This is a genomic window from Nocardia sp. NPDC004068, from assembly GCF_042874315.1.
Taxonomy (GTDB): domain Bacteria; phylum Actinomycetota; class Actinomycetes; order Mycobacteriales; family Mycobacteriaceae; genus Nocardia.
In genome coordinates this window covers 130,664-146,042 of sequence record NZ_JBIAMW010000006.1, presented here as the reverse complement: position 1 = coordinate 146,042, position 15,379 = coordinate 130,664, and the positions used below count along the sequence as shown (strand labels likewise).

Here is a 15,379-nt window from a genome sequence, read left to right as displayed (position 1 = left end):
GTGCCCCGGCACCCGCACCCCCTGTGCCCCGGCGCTCCCACCTCCTGTGCCCCGGCGCGCTTTTCGCCGGGGCCTACGTTCACCTGCAATTCGCCGGGTTGTGACGGACCCTGAACCGGGGGCGGCTTAGCTGAAGGGCATGACCGAGCGGGAATCCGAGGGTGCTGGCAGTTCCGAGCAGACCGTGAGTCGGCGGTGGTTGTTCGGGGCTTCCGGGGTGGCGGCGATCGCGGGGCTGGCGGCGGGGGCCGGGGCCACGGCGTCGCAGCGGAGCGAGCCGGGCGGGCAGGACCATTGGCCTCGGTCGGCGGAGATGCTGATCGGGCCGGATCGGGCTGCGGCGCCGCGGGTTTCGGGGCTGCATCTGCAATTCGGGGCCGACGCGGCGCGGGAGGCGGTGGTGTCCTGGCACACGGTCGGCGCGGTGACCGATCCGAAGGTTCGGTACGGGACGGCTACGGACGGGTTCGGCACGGTGGTGCGCGCCCGGACCCGCACCTATCGCGACGCCAAATCGGGTACGGAGGTCCAGGCCCACCACGCGCGGCTCACCGGACTCACCCCGGGCACCGACTACGTCTACGCCGCCGGACACGACGGCGCGCCCCCGGAACTCGGCACCCTCCGCACCGCCCCCGCGGGCCGAGCGGCCTTCCGCTTCACCAGCTTCGGCGACCAGGGCACCCCCACCCTCGGCAAGCTCGACAACGGCAAATTCGTCAACGACAACCTCGGCTCCCCCTTCGCGGGCGACGTCACCGCGGGCATCGAACGACTCGCCCCGCTGTTCAACCTCGTCAACGGCGACCTCTGCTACGCCAATCTCGCTACGGATCGAGTACGGAGCTGGGACGACTGGTGGGCCAACAACTCCCGCTCGGCCCGCTACCGCCCCTGGATGCCCGCGGCGGGCAACCACGAGAACGAACTCGGCAACGGCCCCATCGGCTACGCCGCCTACCAGACCTACTTCACCGTCCCCGAGAACCGCGGCGACGACCTGACCCGCGGCCTCTGGTACTCCTTCACCGTCGGCGGCATGCGGCTGATCGCCCTCGCCAACGACGACATCTGCCACCAGGACGCCGGCAACACTTATGTACGGGGATACTCCGGGGGCGCCCAAAAGCGTTGGCTGGAGGGCGAATTGGCGGCCGCCCGCGCCGACCGCGACATCGACTGGGTGGTCGTCTTCATGCACCAGACCGCCATCTCCTCGGCCGACAAGTTCAACGGCGCCGACCGCGGCATCCGCGAGGAATGGCTGCCCCTGTTCGACAAGTACCAGGTCGACCTGGTCCTGTGCGGCCACGAACACCACTACGAACGCTCCCACCCCGTCCGCGGCGTCCTCGGCACCGACACTCTCACCCCCAAACCGGCCGACACCCGCACCGATCGCATCGATACCTCGAGGGGCACGGTTCACCTGGTGATCGGCGGCGGCGGCACCTCGGTTCCCTCCAACGCCCTCTTCTTCCCCGGCGAGCAGTGCCGCGTCATCACCGAGGTCGGCAATGCCGACTCCGCCACCGGCAAGAAGTCCCCCACCTACGTCGTGGAACAGGCCCCGTGGTCGGCCTTCAAGGACGCCGACCACCCCTACGGCTTCTGCGCCTTCGACGTCGACCCCGGCCGCCCCGGCGGCGAAACCACCATCAAGGCAACGTATTACGCGCTGGTCGGACCGACCAGCGAACTGAAGGCGATCGACACCTTCACCCTCGCCCGCCCCCGCTCGGATCGGTGACACCGACCACCCGTCGCGCTGTGCCATAATCGCTCCCGAGGTTGGCGCACCTGCCGCTCGCAACCCTCCTCGGGTTCGGTGAACACGCCGTCATGTCCGTCGCGTATCGGAATCCTGACACCGAGGCTCCCGAGAACCGCTGGCAACGCGAGCTCCCGGTGGTGTTTCTCCGCCTCGCCGAAGGAGATCCGTGATGTTCCCGCTCACCGTCGACGCCGCCAAGCGCGCCGCACGCGCCCTGCGCGAATCCCTCTCATCGGCCGACCTGGCCTCCCTGACCCACGCCCAAGCGCTCGAAACCCTCGCCCACACCCTCGGCTACCGGGACTGGAACACCTACAGCGCCGCACTGAGAACGCCCCGCCCCCTCACTACGGTTCCGGTACTGCGCAGCTACGATTCCCGCATCGCGCGGCGATTCTATTGCGACTACCTGGGTTTCGAGGTGATCTTCGAGCACCGCTTCGCACCGGACCTCCCGCTCTATTTCCGCATAGCCCGCGGCGAGATCCAACTCGACCTGAGCGAACACCTCGGCGACGGCACCCCCGGCAGCGGCGTCTGGATAGCCACCGCAGGCCTCGACCCCTGGTACCGCGAACTCCGCTCCAAGGACCACCTGACCACCCTGCGCCCCGCCATAGACCGATCCGCCCCCGGCGGCACAACCCTGCAACTCACCGACCCGTTCCAAAACATCCTGCGCTTCTGCGAGCCCAGCGACTAACGGGCAACCCGCCACTGCCCGTCGGAGCACACCAGTCGGGTCGATCACCTCGTCACGCCCTACGGCACCGCCGACGGGTCCAGGCAGGCCCTGCGGCACAGACACACCCGCAGGATCAGACGCGACCCAAGCCCACGCGCTCCCTGCACACCTCTACGAACCCCACCACCTCCCCACCCTCCAGGCCCACACGACCCAGGCCCTCCCCGCATACCTGTACGAACACCCAATCGCCCTCCCAACTCCCCTTCCCCACTCACGACGCAGCACCACGCCCAGCCCCACTCACGCCCAGCCCCACTCACGCGCAGGGCCACTCACGCGCAGGGCCACTCACGCGCAGGGCCGCCCCTGTCGGCAGGCGCGATGCGCCCCCGACGGGGCGGCCCTTCCCGGGGAGCCGATCAAGCTCGCGGGTCCTCGAAATCGCTCAGGCCGAATGCAGCGAAAGCGACACAGCGGCAACCGAAACCGCGATCTCCACCGCCGCGCCGAGCGCATCGCCGTTCACCCCCTCGAACCGCCGGACGCAATGCCGGACCACAAACAACGCCACGGCGAGACCCGCGACCACGGCGGCGATCCCCAGCCACCACCGCCCCGGAACAACGAAAATACTTGCCGCCGAGACGATTACGATCCACCCCACCGCCATCACCCACCCTTGGGTATCGGCGACCAACGCCCCGAACCCAGCCCCCGGCGCGGCCGCGTACCCCCGGCACGCGAGCACCACAGCCACCCGTCCCACAACCACCGCCACGGCCACCCCCCACCACCGTCCGGCCTCGGCCATCCCCGCGAACGCGAAGGTCTGCAACCCCACCGCGAACACCATCGCCACGGCCCCGAACGGCCCCACACCCCCACTCTTCATCACCTCGCGCGCCCGCTCCGGCGGCCCGTAGCACCCCAGCCCATCCGCCGTATCGGCCAACCCGTCCAGATGCATCCCCCGCGTCACCAGAGCCAGCATCCCGACGGTGATCAACCCAGCCGATGCGAAACCCGTACCCGCCCAGCACAAAACCCACAGCACACCCGTAGCCACGGCCCCGAGCACAATCCCCACCACCGGAGCCAGCGCGATGGCCCGCCCCGCCACATCCCGATCGACCGATTCCGGCCCCCGTACCGGAAGCACACTCAACCAGGAGAACGCGAGCCGCACGGCGTTCATCGCCGCTCCGCCGAGCGTCGGAACCCTTCGGCTCGCCCGCTCAGGAGCCCACCTCGCTCGGCGCCTCCGCCGTGCTCACCCCGGCCTCGTCGAATGTGGCCATCTCCCCGAGCGTCGCGACCGCCGCTCGCAGGACGGGCAACGCGGTCAGCGCGCCGGAGCCTTCGCCGAGGCGCATGTCCATATCGAGGAGCGGTGACAGGCCCAGTTTGGTGAGGGCCATCTGGTGGGCGGGCTCGGTGGAGCGGTGACCCGCCACCCACCACTCCCGCGCCCCTGGCGCGAGCATCTCCGCGACCAGCGCGGCCGCAGTGATCACCACGCCATCGAGGATTACTGGCGTGCGGCGGGCGGCGGCACGCGCCAAATAGCCTGCGGCAGCGGCGAAGTCGGCACCGGCGGCGACGCGCAGCAGCGCCACCGGATCGTTGCGATGCGGACGCGCGCGCCACATGGCGTCGCGGACGGCAGCGGCCTTGCGCATCCAGCCCGCGTCGTCGACACCGGTACCGCGACCCACCGCGAGCACCGGCTCGGTATCGGTCAGCGTGGCGATGAGAACCGTTGCGGGCGTGGTGTTTCCGATTCCCATATCGCCCGCGATCAGCAGATCCGCACCCCCGTCGATCTCCTCGTCCGCGATCGCCCGCCCCGCCGCCAGCGCCGCGCGCACCTGCTTCTCGTTGAGCGCGTCCTCCCGATCGATGCTCCCGCTGGCGCGCATCACCTTGTACGCCGACACCGACGGATCGGTATCCCCGCCGACCGCGATATCGACCACCCGCACACTCGCCCCCGCCAGCCGGGCCAGCGCGTTGACCGCCGCCCCACCCGCCAGGAAGTTGGCGACCATCTGCGCGGTCACCTCACTCGGATACGCCGAAACCCCATGTCGCGCAACACCATGATCGCCCGCGAAGACCACCACGCGCGCCCGCTCGAACTGCCGCGGCGGACACACCCCCTGACACGCCGAAACCCAGTTCCCCAGCACCTCCAACCGCCCCAGCGCACCCGCGGGCTTGGTCAACCGCAACTGCCGAGCCTCGGCCTCCGCCCGCACCCCGGCGTCCGGCGCCACCACCGGCCCGAACTGCGGCATCTCATCCCCACCGGTGAACCATTGCCTACCCGCATCCCGACTCGAATCCACGAGATCAGTTGCGTCCGAGGAAGTTTCGCGGTTCAGCCCGCCTCGCGCAGCACCGCCGTCATCCTCACCGGTAGCCGCTACACCACGCGCCGGCGACCCAGGTCCCGACGTAGCTCCGAAACCGGTTGCATCAGAATCCTTTTCAGCAACCGAGGCCGATGCGGACGCACCCTCCACCGACGTCTCATGCCCGCTCGGCACTCCCGGGGCGCGCGGACTCGCCGCGGCGGAATGCCGTTCACCCGGAGCTGATTCACCGCTAGCTACCCCCGCCTCGCCCAAACCAGCTGCGGCCGAACCACTCTCGCCCGGCACCGACTCACCGCCCGATCCCCTGAGCTCGCCAGAACCCGCCGCAGCCGAACCACCTCCACCCGAAGCCGATACCGCTGACTCGCGAGAACCCGCCCCAACTCCCCCCGCCGCAGCACCGGAAACAATTGCCGCCGAACCGGTTTCACCCTCCCGCGAACCAGCAACACCCGAAGCCACCCCGCCCTCGAACGCCCCCGGCTTGATCCGCGTGGCCACCCCCGCCACCACCAGATAGACCTCATCGCACACCCGCCCCAACCGCTGATTCAACTCCCCGATCTCATCGGCGAACAACCGCCCCGACCGGGTAGCGGGCACCACCCCCAGCCCCACCTCGGGACTCACCAGCACCAGATCCCCCGAGTAATCCGAAACGGCCGCCACCAACGCGTCCAAGTCCGCCGCCACCGTCCCCCGCGGCGCCTCCCACGCCCCCCGGGCATCGATCCGCCCGGTCAGCCACGTCCCCAGATCATCGATCAACGTCATCCGCGCGGGCTCCCCGAGCACCGCCACCGGATCCCCCTCCACCACGGCCCACTGCCCCGGCCGCCGAACACGATGCGCCGCAACCCGTTCGGCGAAGTCGGCATCGCCCGGATCGACGGACGCCGTAGCCACATACCGCACGGCCCCCGCCCGCCCGGCCAGTTGCTCGGCGAACGCCGACTTCCCCGACCGAATCCCGCCGAGTACCAGCGTCCGCAATCCCCGCCCGCCCGCAGCATCGTTCAACACGCGAGCACGGTACCAACCCCCCACCCCCTCCGGGCACACCTGTACCAGCCCCCACCACCTCCCGGCCCACCTGTACCAGCCCCCACGCCCTTCCCCACCCACCCGAAACAGGAACCCAACACACCAAGGCTCACTCCCCCAGGTACACCACCCCAGCCGCACCCCTTATTCGGATCCGCACCCGTTACATGGCCCCACAAAGGGTGCGGATCCGAATAAAGGGTGCGGCTGTGTTGCCGTACCTTCTGAAGGCCGCACTTGCCGAAGCGCCGAAAGACCGGTGGTGCCGAGCCTCTGCGGTCGGCAGAACCCTAAGACGACCCCACCGAAGACGGCTGTCCGAACCTCCGCCGATACTCCGTCGGCGCGATCCCCACCACCCGCTGGAAGTGGTGCCGCAGCAACGCCCCCGACCCGAATCCACACCGCCCGGCGATCGTCTCCAGATCCAGCGTCGTGTCTTCCAGCAGATGCTTGGCCAGCAGAACGCGTTGATTCGTCAGCCATTTGACGGGTGTCGTTCCGGTTTCGGCGACGAAGCGGCGGGCGAAGGTTCGGGTGGACATGGCGGAGCGGGCGGCGAGGTCCTCGACGGTGTGGGTGAGGTCGAGGTGTTCGGTCATCCAGGCGAGGGTGTCGCGCAGGCTGTCGGCGCGGCATTCGGGGACGGGCTGTTCGATGAACTGGCGTTGGCCGCCGTCGCGCTGCGGGGGGACGACCATGCGGCGGGCGATCTTGTTGGCGATCGCGCTGCCGAGTTCGCGCCGGACCAGATGCAGGCAGGCGTCGATCCCGGCGGCCGTGCCCGCGCTGGTGATGAGCGGGCCCTCGTCGACGAACAGCACGTCCGGGTCGACGGTCGCCGACGGGTAGGCCGCGGCGAGTTGGTCGACGTAGCGCCAGTGCGTCGTGCACCGCCGTCCGTCGAGCAGCCCGGCCGCCCCGGCGAGGAATGCCCCGGAACACACCGTGAGCACGGTCGCCCCGCCCGCCGCGGCCTCCCGCACCGCGTGCACGACGCGCGGGTCGATGGCCATTCGGTCCCCGGCCGGAAACGCGGGCACCGCAACCAGATCCGCGTCGAGCAGTGCCTCGAGGCCGTATTCGGGCGTGACGGAGATTCCGGGAGACGACGAGGTCAGCGGCTTGCCGGGGTCGGCGCCGCACACTCGGAAGTCGAAGACGGGCAGGCCGTCGTCGCTGCGGTCCAGGCCGAAAACCTCGCAGATGACGCCGAATTCGAACATGGCCAGGCGCTCGTTGAGCACGACCGCAACCTTCGACAGCATGCGTCGAGTCTACGTGGCTGAATCTTTACGAACAATGTCAAAACTGCCACTGGTGGCGGTAAGTGCAGGAGCGAAAAATTACTGCCATGATTGCTTCGCTGCTTCTCCTCGCCGCCGCGGTCGCCATGATCCTCGCCCTCGCCGCGCCTTCCCTGTTCCTGCGGCACAACCTGACCCTGCCGCTGCTCGGCTCGACCGATCACACCGACCGCGACGCCGAACGCCACGAGGCCGACCTCCGCGCCATCGTGTCCCTGCGCGGCCAGGGCTCGATGCGCGAACACGGCTGAGCGCCAAGCCGATCCGAGCCCGGCCGCCCCGCGAACCGCGAGCCCGGCCGGGGCTCGGCCCACTCCGCACTCATCCCGTACGCAACCAGGACCCCCGAAAGCGCCGCACCAACCCGTACTCGCCCCGCACAGAACTGACGCACCCGAGCCCGGACTCAAACCCGTACCGGCCCCGTAGACAACCCACCAGCACAACGAAAGCGCCCGAGCCTCAGCTCAATCCGCGCCCGACCCCAAGCCCCCGATCGAACCCGCACCCACCCCGCACGCAACCAATACGACCGAGCCTCCCGCACAGATGCGCCGCGTCGACTACGAACCGCCCCCGCGACCCGACTCACCCCACCCTCAAACCGATTCCCCCGGATTCACCCGCGGCTTAGGCGCCCGCATCCGCCGAATCTGCGACGCCCGCACGAACGCATACCACCCCAACGACAACGACGAATCCGTCCGATCCGGGAACCGCTCCGACACCCGCCGATTCACGATCCGCCCGAGCAGGAACCCCTCCCCGGCCATGAACACCATCATCACGAGCATGGCCAAGGTCACATACGCCTGCACCGCGGGCGTCAGGAACATCGTGAGAATCAGCACCAGCGCCAGCGGCATGAACAGCCCGACCAGATTGCGCCGGGCGTCGACCAGATCGCGGACGTAGGCGCGCACGGGACCGCGGTCGCGCGGCGGGAGGTACTTGTCCTCCCCCGCGAGCATCCGCTGCCGACGGTCGGCGGCGTCGCGGCGACGCTCGGCGGAGGCGGCCTTGCGGTCCTGTCGGGAGCCGCGGGCGGCCTTGCGCCGGGCGCGCGCCTCCTTGGCCGTCATGGGGGCGGGCGCGACGGGACCGCGGCGGCGGTTCTCCGCGTCGCGGCGCTTGGGGGTGGGCCTGCCCTTACCGGCGGTCGCGGTGGCGGCCGATCGTTCGGGGGTGGACGCGCCGCCGTCGGAACCGCCGCTCGTGGCGGCCGAGGTATCGTCGGCGAGGTCGTCGGTGGTGCTGGCATCGCCACGGCGGAGGAACTTCACGCCGACCAGGCTATTCGATCGGTTCCCGGGGCCATGCCCCCACCCGGTCCATCCTGGTGGCAAGATTGGAAATAGCCACCCGCGAAGTGGCGTTGACATCTTGGAGCCGTTTCACGGGTATCACAGGTCCCTAGGAGAGTTCATGACTGTGCAGAACGAGACCGCCACCACCCACGGCGTGACTCTGACCGAGGCCGCCGCGTCGAAGGCGAAGGCGCTGCTCGATCAGGAGGGCCGCGACGATCTGGCGCTGCGGATCGCCGTGCAGCCCGGCGGCTGCGCCGGTCTGCGTTACCAGCTCTTCTTCGACGATCGCGCCCTCGACGGCGACCTCACCGCCGAATTCGGCGGCGTCACGCTGACCGTCGACCGGATGAGCGCCCCCTACGTGCAGGGCGCGTCCATCGACTTCGTCGACACCATCGAGAAGCAGGGGTTCACCATCGACAACCCCAACGCCACCGGCTCCTGCGCCTGCGGCGACAGCTTCAACTGATCGAACCAGTTCGGCGCGGGACCCGTACGGGTTCCGCGCTGTCCTCTGCCCGGGGTGAGATGCCCTGCGCCACAACGTAAAACGTAGGGAACACCCGGCACGTCGGTCTGGTGGGATCGCCGTTGGACGGTGTACGTTACGGACGAACCGCCCAGCTCACGAACCCCGAAGGAATTCCCCGTGACGATCGCCGTGTCCGGATCCATCGCGACCGACAACCTCATGCACTTCCCGGGCCGCTTCTCCGAGGCCCTGCTGCCGGACCAGCTCGAGCACGTGTCGGTGAGCTTCCTGGTCGACGATCTGGCGATCCGGCGCGGCGGCGTCGCGGGCAACATCAGCTACGCCATGGGCCTGCTCGGCCGGTCCCCGCTGCTGCTGGGCGCGGTCGGCCCCGACTTCACCGAGTACCGCGAGTGGCTCGAGAAGCACGGCGTGGACTGCTCGGCGGTGCACGTCTCGCAGAAGGCGCACACCGCGCGCTTCATCTGCACCACCGACGAGGACATGGCCCAGATCGCGGCCTTCTACCCGGGCGCGATGAGCGAGGCCCGCGACATCTCCATCGAGCGGGTGGCCGACGGCCGCGACCTCGAGCTGGTGCTGATCGGCGCCGACGATCCCGAGGCCATGCTGCGTCACACCGTCGAATGCCGCGAGCTGGGCATCCCGTTCGCGGCCGACCCGTCCCAGCAGCTGGCCCGCCTCGACGGCGACCAGTCGCTGCAACTGATCGACGGCGCGACCTACCTGTTCACCAACGAATACGAGCTGGGCCTGCTGCGGCAGAAGACCGGGCTCACCCTCGAGGAGATCGACCGCCGCGTCGGCATCCGGATCACCACCCTCGGCGCGAAGGGCGTGCAGATCACCGACCGCGACGGCACCGAGATCAACGTCGAGGTGGTTCCCGAGTCGGCCAAGGTCGATCCGACCGGCATCGGCGACGCGTTCCGGGCGGGCTTCCTCACCGGGCACACCGCGGGGCTGAGCCTCGAGCGGGCGGCCCAATTGGGTTCGCTGGTAGCGGTTCTCGTGCTCGAGACCGACGGTCCGCAGGAGTGGACGCTCGATCGCGAGGCGGCGCTGGCGCGCATTCGCGGCGCGTACGGACCCGAGGCCGCCGACGAAATCAGCACAGTGCTGAATTGAAATCGGCTCGAGCGCTGGTGGATTGGCGCGGTTTCGGGTTCAAACTGGGCAATTCACAAAAAAATCGCACACCTCCGAAAGCGGGTACTCGTGCGCGGTGAGGGTTCACAGTCCACCGGATGCGTGAAATTCGCCGACGGGCAATAGGGTGGTGGGCATGGCAACCGACCGCGTGTACTTCCGTCAACTTCTGTCCGGCAGGGATTGGGCCGTCGGCGACCCGATCGCCACACAGATGCGCAATTTCGCGTATTTGATCGGGGATCGGGAGACCGGGGAGTGCGTCGTGGTCGATCCGGCCTATGCGGCAGGGGATCTCGTGGATATCGCCGAGGCCGACGGACTGCGCCTGACCGGCGTCCTGGCCACCCATCACCACCCCGATCACGTCGGCGGGACCATGCTCGGATTCACCCTGCGCGGGTTGCGGGAACTGCTCGAACGGGTCGCCGTCCCGGTGCATGTGCAGCAGTTGGAATTACCGTGGGTGGCCAATGTCACGGGAATCGCGCCGAGCGAGCTGACCGGCCACGAACACGGCGACAAGGTCGCCGTCGGCGGCCTCGAGATCGAATTGCTGCACACCCCTGGACACACTCCGGGTAGCCAGTGCTTCCTGTTCGAGGATCGGCTCGTGGCGGGCGACACATTGTTCGTCGACGGCTGCGGCCGTACCGATTTCCCGGGCGGGGATTCCGACGATATGTTCCGCAGTCTGCGTTACCTGGCCGGGCTGTCGGGCGACCCGGTCGTCTACCCGGGTCACTGGTACTCGCAGGAGCCCAATGCCGCGCTGTCCTCGGTGCGCGACAACAACTATGTCATGCGGCCGCAGACGCTGGAGCAGTGGCATACGCTGATGCCGGGCTGAGTCGCGCTGCGCGCCAAGGCGTTTCGAATCGAACCGTGCCCGGCACCGAGGGGTGGGACCGGGCCGAGTCACGCCGAACCCCTACATTCCGGGACCTACGAAGATCGCCGCCGAATCGCGTTAGCCCCCTTGACCTTTCGAGCAGGGTACGGGTCAGGCGAGGGTCTGCATCCAGTTGTGGATATCGGCGAAGGTGCCGCGCTGGATGCCGGTCAGGGTGTCGCGCAGGGCCATGGTCACCTCGCCGGGCTGGCCGGTGCCGATGGTGAATTCGCCGTCGGCCGAGCGGACCGAGCCGACCGGGATGACCACCGCGGCGGTTCCGCAGCCGAACACCTCGGTGATCTCGCCCGACTCGACGCCCTTGCGCCACTCCTCGACGGAGATTCGGCGCTCCTCGACCTGGTAGCCCGAGTCGGCGGCGAGGGTGATCAGCGAATCGCGGGTGATGCCGGGCAGCAGCGAGCCGGACAGTTCGGGGGTGACCAGGCGGGCCTGGGAACCGGAGCCGAACACGAAGAACAGGTTGTTGGTGCCCATCTCCTCGACGTAGCGGTGCTCGCAGGCGTCCAGCCACACCACCTGATCGCAGCCCTGTTCGACGGCTTGGCGCTGCGCGAGCAGCGAGGCCGCGTAGTTGCCCGCCACCTTCGCCTCTCCCGTACCGCCCGGTGCGGCCCGCACGTACTCCGTCGACAGCCACACCCGCACCGGCTCGAGGCCGCGGGGGAAATACGCGCCCGCGGGCGAGCCCAGCAGCAGGTACTTGTACTGTTCGGCGGGCTTGACGCCCAGCCCCGCCTCGGTCGCGAACATGAACGGCCGCAGATACAGCGACTCCTCGCCACCCGCGGCGGGCACCCAGTCGCCGTCGACCTCGAGCAGTTGCCGGATCGACTCGATGAACAGCTCCTCCGGAAGCTCGGCCATCGCCATCCGCCGCGCCGAGTTCCGGAACCGCCGCGCGTTGGCATCGATCCGGAAAGTCGCGATGCTCCCGTCGGCCTGCCGATACGCCTTGAGGCCCTCGAAGATCGCCTGCCCGTAGTGGAACACCATCGTGGCCGGATCCAACGGCAGCGGCGCGTACGGCTCGACCCGCCCGTTCACCCACTGCCCGTCGATGTAGTCGAGCGTCACCATGTGATCGGTGAACCACCGCCCGAACCCCGGCGCCGCGTGAATCTCCTGTCGCCGCTGCGCCAGCGTCGGACTCGGATGTGGAACACGGGTGAACTGCGCGGCAACGGTCATGCAGCTGATCCTAGAACGCCACGTCCGAAGCCTGATGCCCGGTTCGGCATGTCGAATAGATGACACCTCGACTGCTGTGCAGATTGCTCAGCCCGCTCGCTCTCGAGCCTCGCCCACCACCCGATCTGCCGACTCCGGCTCAGCGACGTTTCACCGCCCGGGCTCCCCGCCCGCAGCACGCCAGCCTGCCCGGCGCGGAACGCGGCCTCGGCAATGCACGACCGCCCCCGCCCACCCCACGTCAGTCCGCGCGGCGCTGGAACGCAGCCTCGGCGGTGCGCGACCGCCCTCGCATGCCGTACTCAGCCCACTCGGCGCGGAACCTGGTCTCAGCGGTGCACGACCACCCTCGCCCGCCGCACCTCACCCCGCCCGGCGCGGGACGCGGCCTCCGCGATGCACGGGCGCGCCAGCCCCGCTCACGACGTGTGCGAGGGCACGAACGGCGGCCGGACGATCTCCGCGCGGAGGCGGCGGCCGCGGACGTCGACCTCCACCTGATCGCCGGGCTCGAGGCCCGCGGTCGTGCTCAACAGGGCCAGGGCGATGCCGGATTTCAAAGTGGGCGAGAAGGTTCCGGAGGTGGTCTCGCCGATCGGCTCGTCGCCGCGCAGCACGGTCTGCCCCTGGCGGAGCACGCCTCGGTCGATGGCCTTGAGGCCCAACAGGATTCGCCGGGGGCCCGTCGCCTTCTCTTGTTCCAGCGCGGTCTTGCCCCAGAACTCGGCCTTCTTCCAGCCGATCGCCCAGCCACATCGCGCCTGCACCGGCGAGATGTCGAGGGAGAGTTCGTGGCCGTGCAGCGGATAGCCCATCTCGGTGCGCAGGGTGTCCCGGGCGCCGAGGCCCGCGGGCTCTCCCCCGGCCGCGCGTACCCGCTCGACGAGGGCACGGAACAGAGGCTCGGCGTCGTCCCACCGCGGCAGCAACTCGTACCCGTGCTCGCCCGTATATCCGGTGCGGCAAACCCGTACCGGCCGCCCGTCCCACTCGGCGTCGGCGAAGGCCATGTACTCCATATCGGTCGGAAGCCCCAGCGCCGCAAGCACTTCCGCCGACCTTGGGCCCTGCACCGCGAACACCGCGTACTCCCGGTGCTGCTCGGTGACGGTGACTCCCGCGGGCGCGGCCGCGCGCAACGCGGCGACCACCGCGGCGGTGTTGGCGGCATTGGGCACCAGGAAGACCTCGTCGTCGCTCACGTAGTAGGCGATCAGATCGTCGATCACCCCGCCCTGCGCCGTGCAGCACAACGTGTACTGCGCCTTCCCGGGCCGAATCCGCCCCAGATCGTTGGTCAACGCCGAATTCACGAACTCCGCCGCCCCCGGCCCGGCCACGGTCGCCTTCCCGAGATGACTCACATCGAACACCCCGACCGTCGTCCGCACGGCCGTGTGCTCGGCCACGGTCCCCCCGTACTGCACCGGCATCTCCCACCCCCCGAACGGCGCGAAACTCGCCCCCAGCTCGACATGCACACCGTGGATCGGGCCCTGCAACAGGTTCGTGTCGGTCACACGGGGAGCTTAACGGGGCCCGACAGTAGCCTGGTGCGCATGACTGGTGTTGCAGATCGTTCCCTCGGACCGGAGTTGGCTCGCGTCGTCGGCATCGGGGATGCCGACGTGCTCGTGGTGGGATTGTTCAGCACCGACGACGGACCCGTGATCGCGCCGACCGACGCCTTCGAGGACGTGCTCGGCGGCGACGTGCGGGCGGCGCTGGTCGAGCAGTTGCGGGCGGTCGGGGCGAAGGGGAAGGGCGAGGAGTTGACCCGGGTGCCCGCGCCGGAGGGGCTCGGGGTGACCAGCGTGCTCGCGGTCGGGCTGGGCTCGCCGGAGAAGGCCGACGCCGAACAGGTACGCAAGTCGGCGGGCGTGGCGGGCCGGGCACTGGGCGGCGTCGCGACGGCGGTGACCACGCTGTCCGGGCTGGATCTCGGCGCGGCGGCGGAGGGATTCTATCTGGGGGCCTACACCTTCACCGCGTTCAAATCCGGTAAGTCGGCGCCGAAGCCGGACGAGCAGCCGGTGCGGCGCGTCGAATTCCTCGTTCCCACACCGGAATCCGGCGAGGAGGAGCTGTTCCGCTCGCAGGCGATCGCCGAATCCGTCGCCACCGCACGGGATTTCGTCAACACGCCGCCGAGCCACCTGTACCCGGCCGAATTCGCCTCGCGCGCGGCGCAATTGGCCGAGGCGGCGGGGCTCGAGGTCGAGGTGCTCGACGAGAAGGCTTTGGAGGCGGGCGGTTACGGCGGTGTGCTCGGCGTCGGCAAGGGCTCCTCGCGGCCCCCGCGGCTGGTCCGGATCACCTACCGCGGCGGTGAGCGCAAGGTCGCGCTGATCGGCAAGGGCATCACCTTCGACACCGGCGGCATCTCCATCAAGCCCGCCGCCAATATGGAGAACATGACCTCCGATATGGGCGGCGCGGCGGCGGTCATCGCGACCACGCTGCTCGCGGCCCGGCTGAGTCTGCCGGTCACCGTCACCGCGACCGTGCCCATGGCCGAGAACATGCCGTCGGCCACCGCGCAGCGGCCCGGCGATGTACTGACCCAATACGGTGGAACCACGGTGGAGGTCATCAACACCGACGCCGAGGGCCGCCTCATCCTGGCCGACGCCATCGTCCGCGCGAGCGAGGACGACCCCGAGTTCATCATCGACGTCGCCACCCTCACCGGCGCCCAGATGGTCGCCCTCGGCACCCGCACCCCCGGCGTCATGGGCACGGACGAATTCCGCGACCGCGTCGCCCGCATCTCCCAGCGCGTCGGCGAGAACGCCTGGGCCATGCCCCTTCCCCCCGAACTCCGGGCCGACCTCAACTCCAAGGTCGCCGACCTCGCCAATGTCTCGCCCCATCGGTGGGGCGGGATGCTCACGGCCGGGCTGTTCCTCAAGGAGTTCGTCCCGGAGGACGTGCAGTGGGCGCACCTGGATGTCGCGGGTCCGGCCTACAACACGGGCGGGCCCTTCGGGTATATCCCCAAGGGAGGCACGGGAGTTCCGGTGCGGACGTTGATCGCGGTGTTGGAGGATATTGCGGCGGAATGAGTTTCGGTTCCTTGTGCTCGGCCCTGGGGGGCCGAGCACAAGGAACAGGGGGTCAGCACCACGGCCT

General features: G+C 69.4%; 13 protein-coding genes and 1 pseudogene. 7 read left to right on the top strand and 7 right to left on the bottom strand.

The window, feature by feature from the left end:
- Positions 1-139 precede the first annotated feature (139 nt).
- Both ACFYTQ_RS16715 and ACFYTQ_RS16710 read left to right on the top strand, forming a co-directional pair.
- Entirely contained in the window at positions 140-1,750 is a 1,611-nt protein-coding gene (locus ACFYTQ_RS16715) for a purple acid phosphatase family protein (protein ID WP_387361534.1), read from the top strand.
- A gap of 193 nt (positions 1,751-1,943) precedes the next feature.
- The gene (locus tag ACFYTQ_RS16710) at positions 1,944-2,477 is read left to right on the top strand and encodes a glyoxalase superfamily protein (protein WP_387361532.1); all 534 of its coding nucleotides are present in this window, start codon (positions 1,944-1,946) and stop codon (positions 2,475-2,477) included.
- A 430-nt stretch (positions 2,478-2,907) separates the two neighbouring features.
- Here ACFYTQ_RS16710 and ACFYTQ_RS16705 read toward each other — a convergent pair whose 3' ends face one another.
- From ACFYTQ_RS16705 to ACFYTQ_RS16690, 4 genes and pseudogenes are all read right to left on the bottom strand, one after another.
- Positions 2,908-3,657 (bottom strand): adenosylcobinamide-GDP ribazoletransferase, encoded by a 750-nt coding sequence (locus tag ACFYTQ_RS16705; RefSeq protein WP_387361530.1) that lies wholly within the window; start codon positions 3,655-3,657, stop codon positions 2,908-2,910.
- Positions 3,658-3,697: 40 nt separating this feature from the next.
- Positions 3,698-4,759: a nicotinate-nucleotide--dimethylbenzimidazole phosphoribosyltransferase gene (gene cobT / locus ACFYTQ_RS16700; RefSeq protein WP_387362274.1), complete on the bottom strand. Its 1,062-nt coding sequence runs from the start codon at positions 4,757-4,759 to the stop codon at positions 3,698-3,700.
- A 579-nt stretch (positions 4,760-5,338) separates the two neighbouring features.
- A pseudogene (locus ACFYTQ_RS16695) lies at positions 5,339-5,863 on the bottom strand (bifunctional adenosylcobinamide kinase/adenosylcobinamide-phosphate guanylyltransferase); the annotation flags it as partial.
- A gap of 311 nt (positions 5,864-6,174) precedes the next feature.
- Positions 6,175-7,152, bottom strand: a complete 978-nt coding sequence (locus ACFYTQ_RS16690) for a GlxA family transcriptional regulator (protein WP_387361528.1) — start codon at positions 7,150-7,152, stop codon at positions 6,175-6,177.
- Between the two features lie 86 nt (positions 7,153-7,238).
- Here ACFYTQ_RS16690 and ACFYTQ_RS16685 point away from each other — a divergent pair, with 86 nt between their 5' ends.
- Positions 7,239-7,442 (top strand): hypothetical protein, encoded by a 204-nt coding sequence (locus ACFYTQ_RS16685; RefSeq protein WP_387361526.1) that lies wholly within the window; start codon positions 7,239-7,241, stop codon positions 7,440-7,442.
- 348 nt (positions 7,443-7,790) lie between these two features.
- Here ACFYTQ_RS16685 and ACFYTQ_RS16680 read toward each other — a convergent pair whose 3' ends face one another.
- Positions 7,791-8,474 (bottom strand): DUF3043 domain-containing protein, encoded by a 684-nt coding sequence (locus tag ACFYTQ_RS16680; protein ID WP_387361524.1) that lies wholly within the window; start codon positions 8,472-8,474, stop codon positions 7,791-7,793.
- Positions 8,475-8,616: 142 nt separating this feature from the next.
- On the opposite strand from ACFYTQ_RS16680, the gene ACFYTQ_RS16675 reads away from it, so the two are divergent.
- From ACFYTQ_RS16675 to ACFYTQ_RS16665, 3 genes are all read left to right on the top strand, one after another.
- Positions 8,617-8,970, top strand: a complete 354-nt coding sequence (locus ACFYTQ_RS16675) for an iron-sulfur cluster assembly accessory protein (protein WP_387361523.1) — start codon at positions 8,617-8,619, stop codon at positions 8,968-8,970.
- Positions 8,971-9,150: 180 nt separating this feature from the next.
- Positions 9,151-10,122 carry a carbohydrate kinase family protein gene (locus tag ACFYTQ_RS16670; protein WP_387361521.1) on the top strand — a complete coding sequence of 324 codons (972 nt, stop codon included), beginning with the start codon at positions 9,151-9,153 and terminating at the stop codon, positions 10,120-10,122.
- Between the two features lie 157 nt (positions 10,123-10,279).
- The gene (locus ACFYTQ_RS16665) at positions 10,280-10,993 is read left to right on the top strand and encodes an MBL fold metallo-hydrolase (protein ID WP_387361519.1); all 714 of its coding nucleotides are present in this window, start codon (positions 10,280-10,282) and stop codon (positions 10,991-10,993) included.
- Positions 10,994-11,146: 153 nt separating this feature from the next.
- Here the strand turns inward: ACFYTQ_RS16665 and ACFYTQ_RS16660 are convergent, their stop codons facing one another.
- Both ACFYTQ_RS16660 and gcvT read right to left on the bottom strand, forming a co-directional pair.
- Positions 11,147-12,247 carry a branched-chain amino acid aminotransferase gene (locus ACFYTQ_RS16660; RefSeq protein WP_387361517.1) on the bottom strand — a complete coding sequence of 367 codons (1,101 nt, stop codon included), beginning with the start codon at positions 12,245-12,247 and terminating at the stop codon, positions 11,147-11,149.
- A gap of 419 nt (positions 12,248-12,666) precedes the next feature.
- Positions 12,667-13,767 (bottom strand): glycine cleavage system aminomethyltransferase GcvT, encoded by a 1,101-nt coding sequence (gene gcvT, locus ACFYTQ_RS16655; protein ID WP_387361515.1) that lies wholly within the window; start codon positions 13,765-13,767, stop codon positions 12,667-12,669.
- Positions 13,768-13,806: 39 nt separating this feature from the next.
- Here gcvT and ACFYTQ_RS16650 point away from each other — a divergent pair, with 39 nt between their 5' ends.
- The gene (locus ACFYTQ_RS16650; RefSeq protein ID WP_387361513.1) at positions 13,807-15,312 is read left to right on the top strand and encodes a leucyl aminopeptidase; all 1,506 of its coding nucleotides are present in this window, start codon (positions 13,807-13,809) and stop codon (positions 15,310-15,312) included.
- The last annotated feature ends 67 nt before the right edge of the window (positions 15,313-15,379 follow it).

Excerpts from the sequence above, each read along its gene's own strand:
- ACFYTQ_RS16715 (WP_387361534.1), top strand. The coding sequence starts at position 140 with ATGACCGAGCGGGAATCCGAGGGTGCTGGCAGTTCCGAGCAGACCGTG.
- ACFYTQ_RS16710 (WP_387361532.1), top strand. The coding sequence starts at position 1,944 with ATGTTCCCGCTCACCGTCGACGCCGCCAAGCGCGCCGCACGCGCCCTG.
- ACFYTQ_RS16705 (WP_387361530.1), bottom strand. The coding sequence starts at position 3,657 with ATGAACGCCGTGCGGCTCGCGTTCTCCTGGTTGAGTGTGCTTCCGGTA.
- cobT (WP_387362274.1), bottom strand. The coding sequence starts at position 4,759 with ATGCCGCAGTTCGGGCCGGTGGTGGCGCCGGACGCCGGGGTGCGGGCG.
- ACFYTQ_RS16690 (WP_387361528.1), bottom strand. The coding sequence starts at position 7,152 with ATGCTGTCGAAGGTTGCGGTCGTGCTCAACGAGCGCCTGGCCATGTTC.
- ACFYTQ_RS16685 (WP_387361526.1), top strand. The coding sequence starts at position 7,239 with ATGATTGCTTCGCTGCTTCTCCTCGCCGCCGCGGTCGCCATGATCCTC.
- ACFYTQ_RS16675 (WP_387361523.1), top strand. The coding sequence starts at position 8,617 with ATGACTGTGCAGAACGAGACCGCCACCACCCACGGCGTGACTCTGACC.
- ACFYTQ_RS16665 (WP_387361519.1), top strand. The coding sequence starts at position 10,280 with ATGGCAACCGACCGCGTGTACTTCCGTCAACTTCTGTCCGGCAGGGAT.
- ACFYTQ_RS16660 (WP_387361517.1), bottom strand. The coding sequence starts at position 12,247 with ATGACCGTTGCCGCGCAGTTCACCCGTGTTCCACATCCGAGTCCGACG.
- ACFYTQ_RS16650 (WP_387361513.1), top strand. The coding sequence starts at position 13,807 with ATGACTGGTGTTGCAGATCGTTCCCTCGGACCGGAGTTGGCTCGCGTC.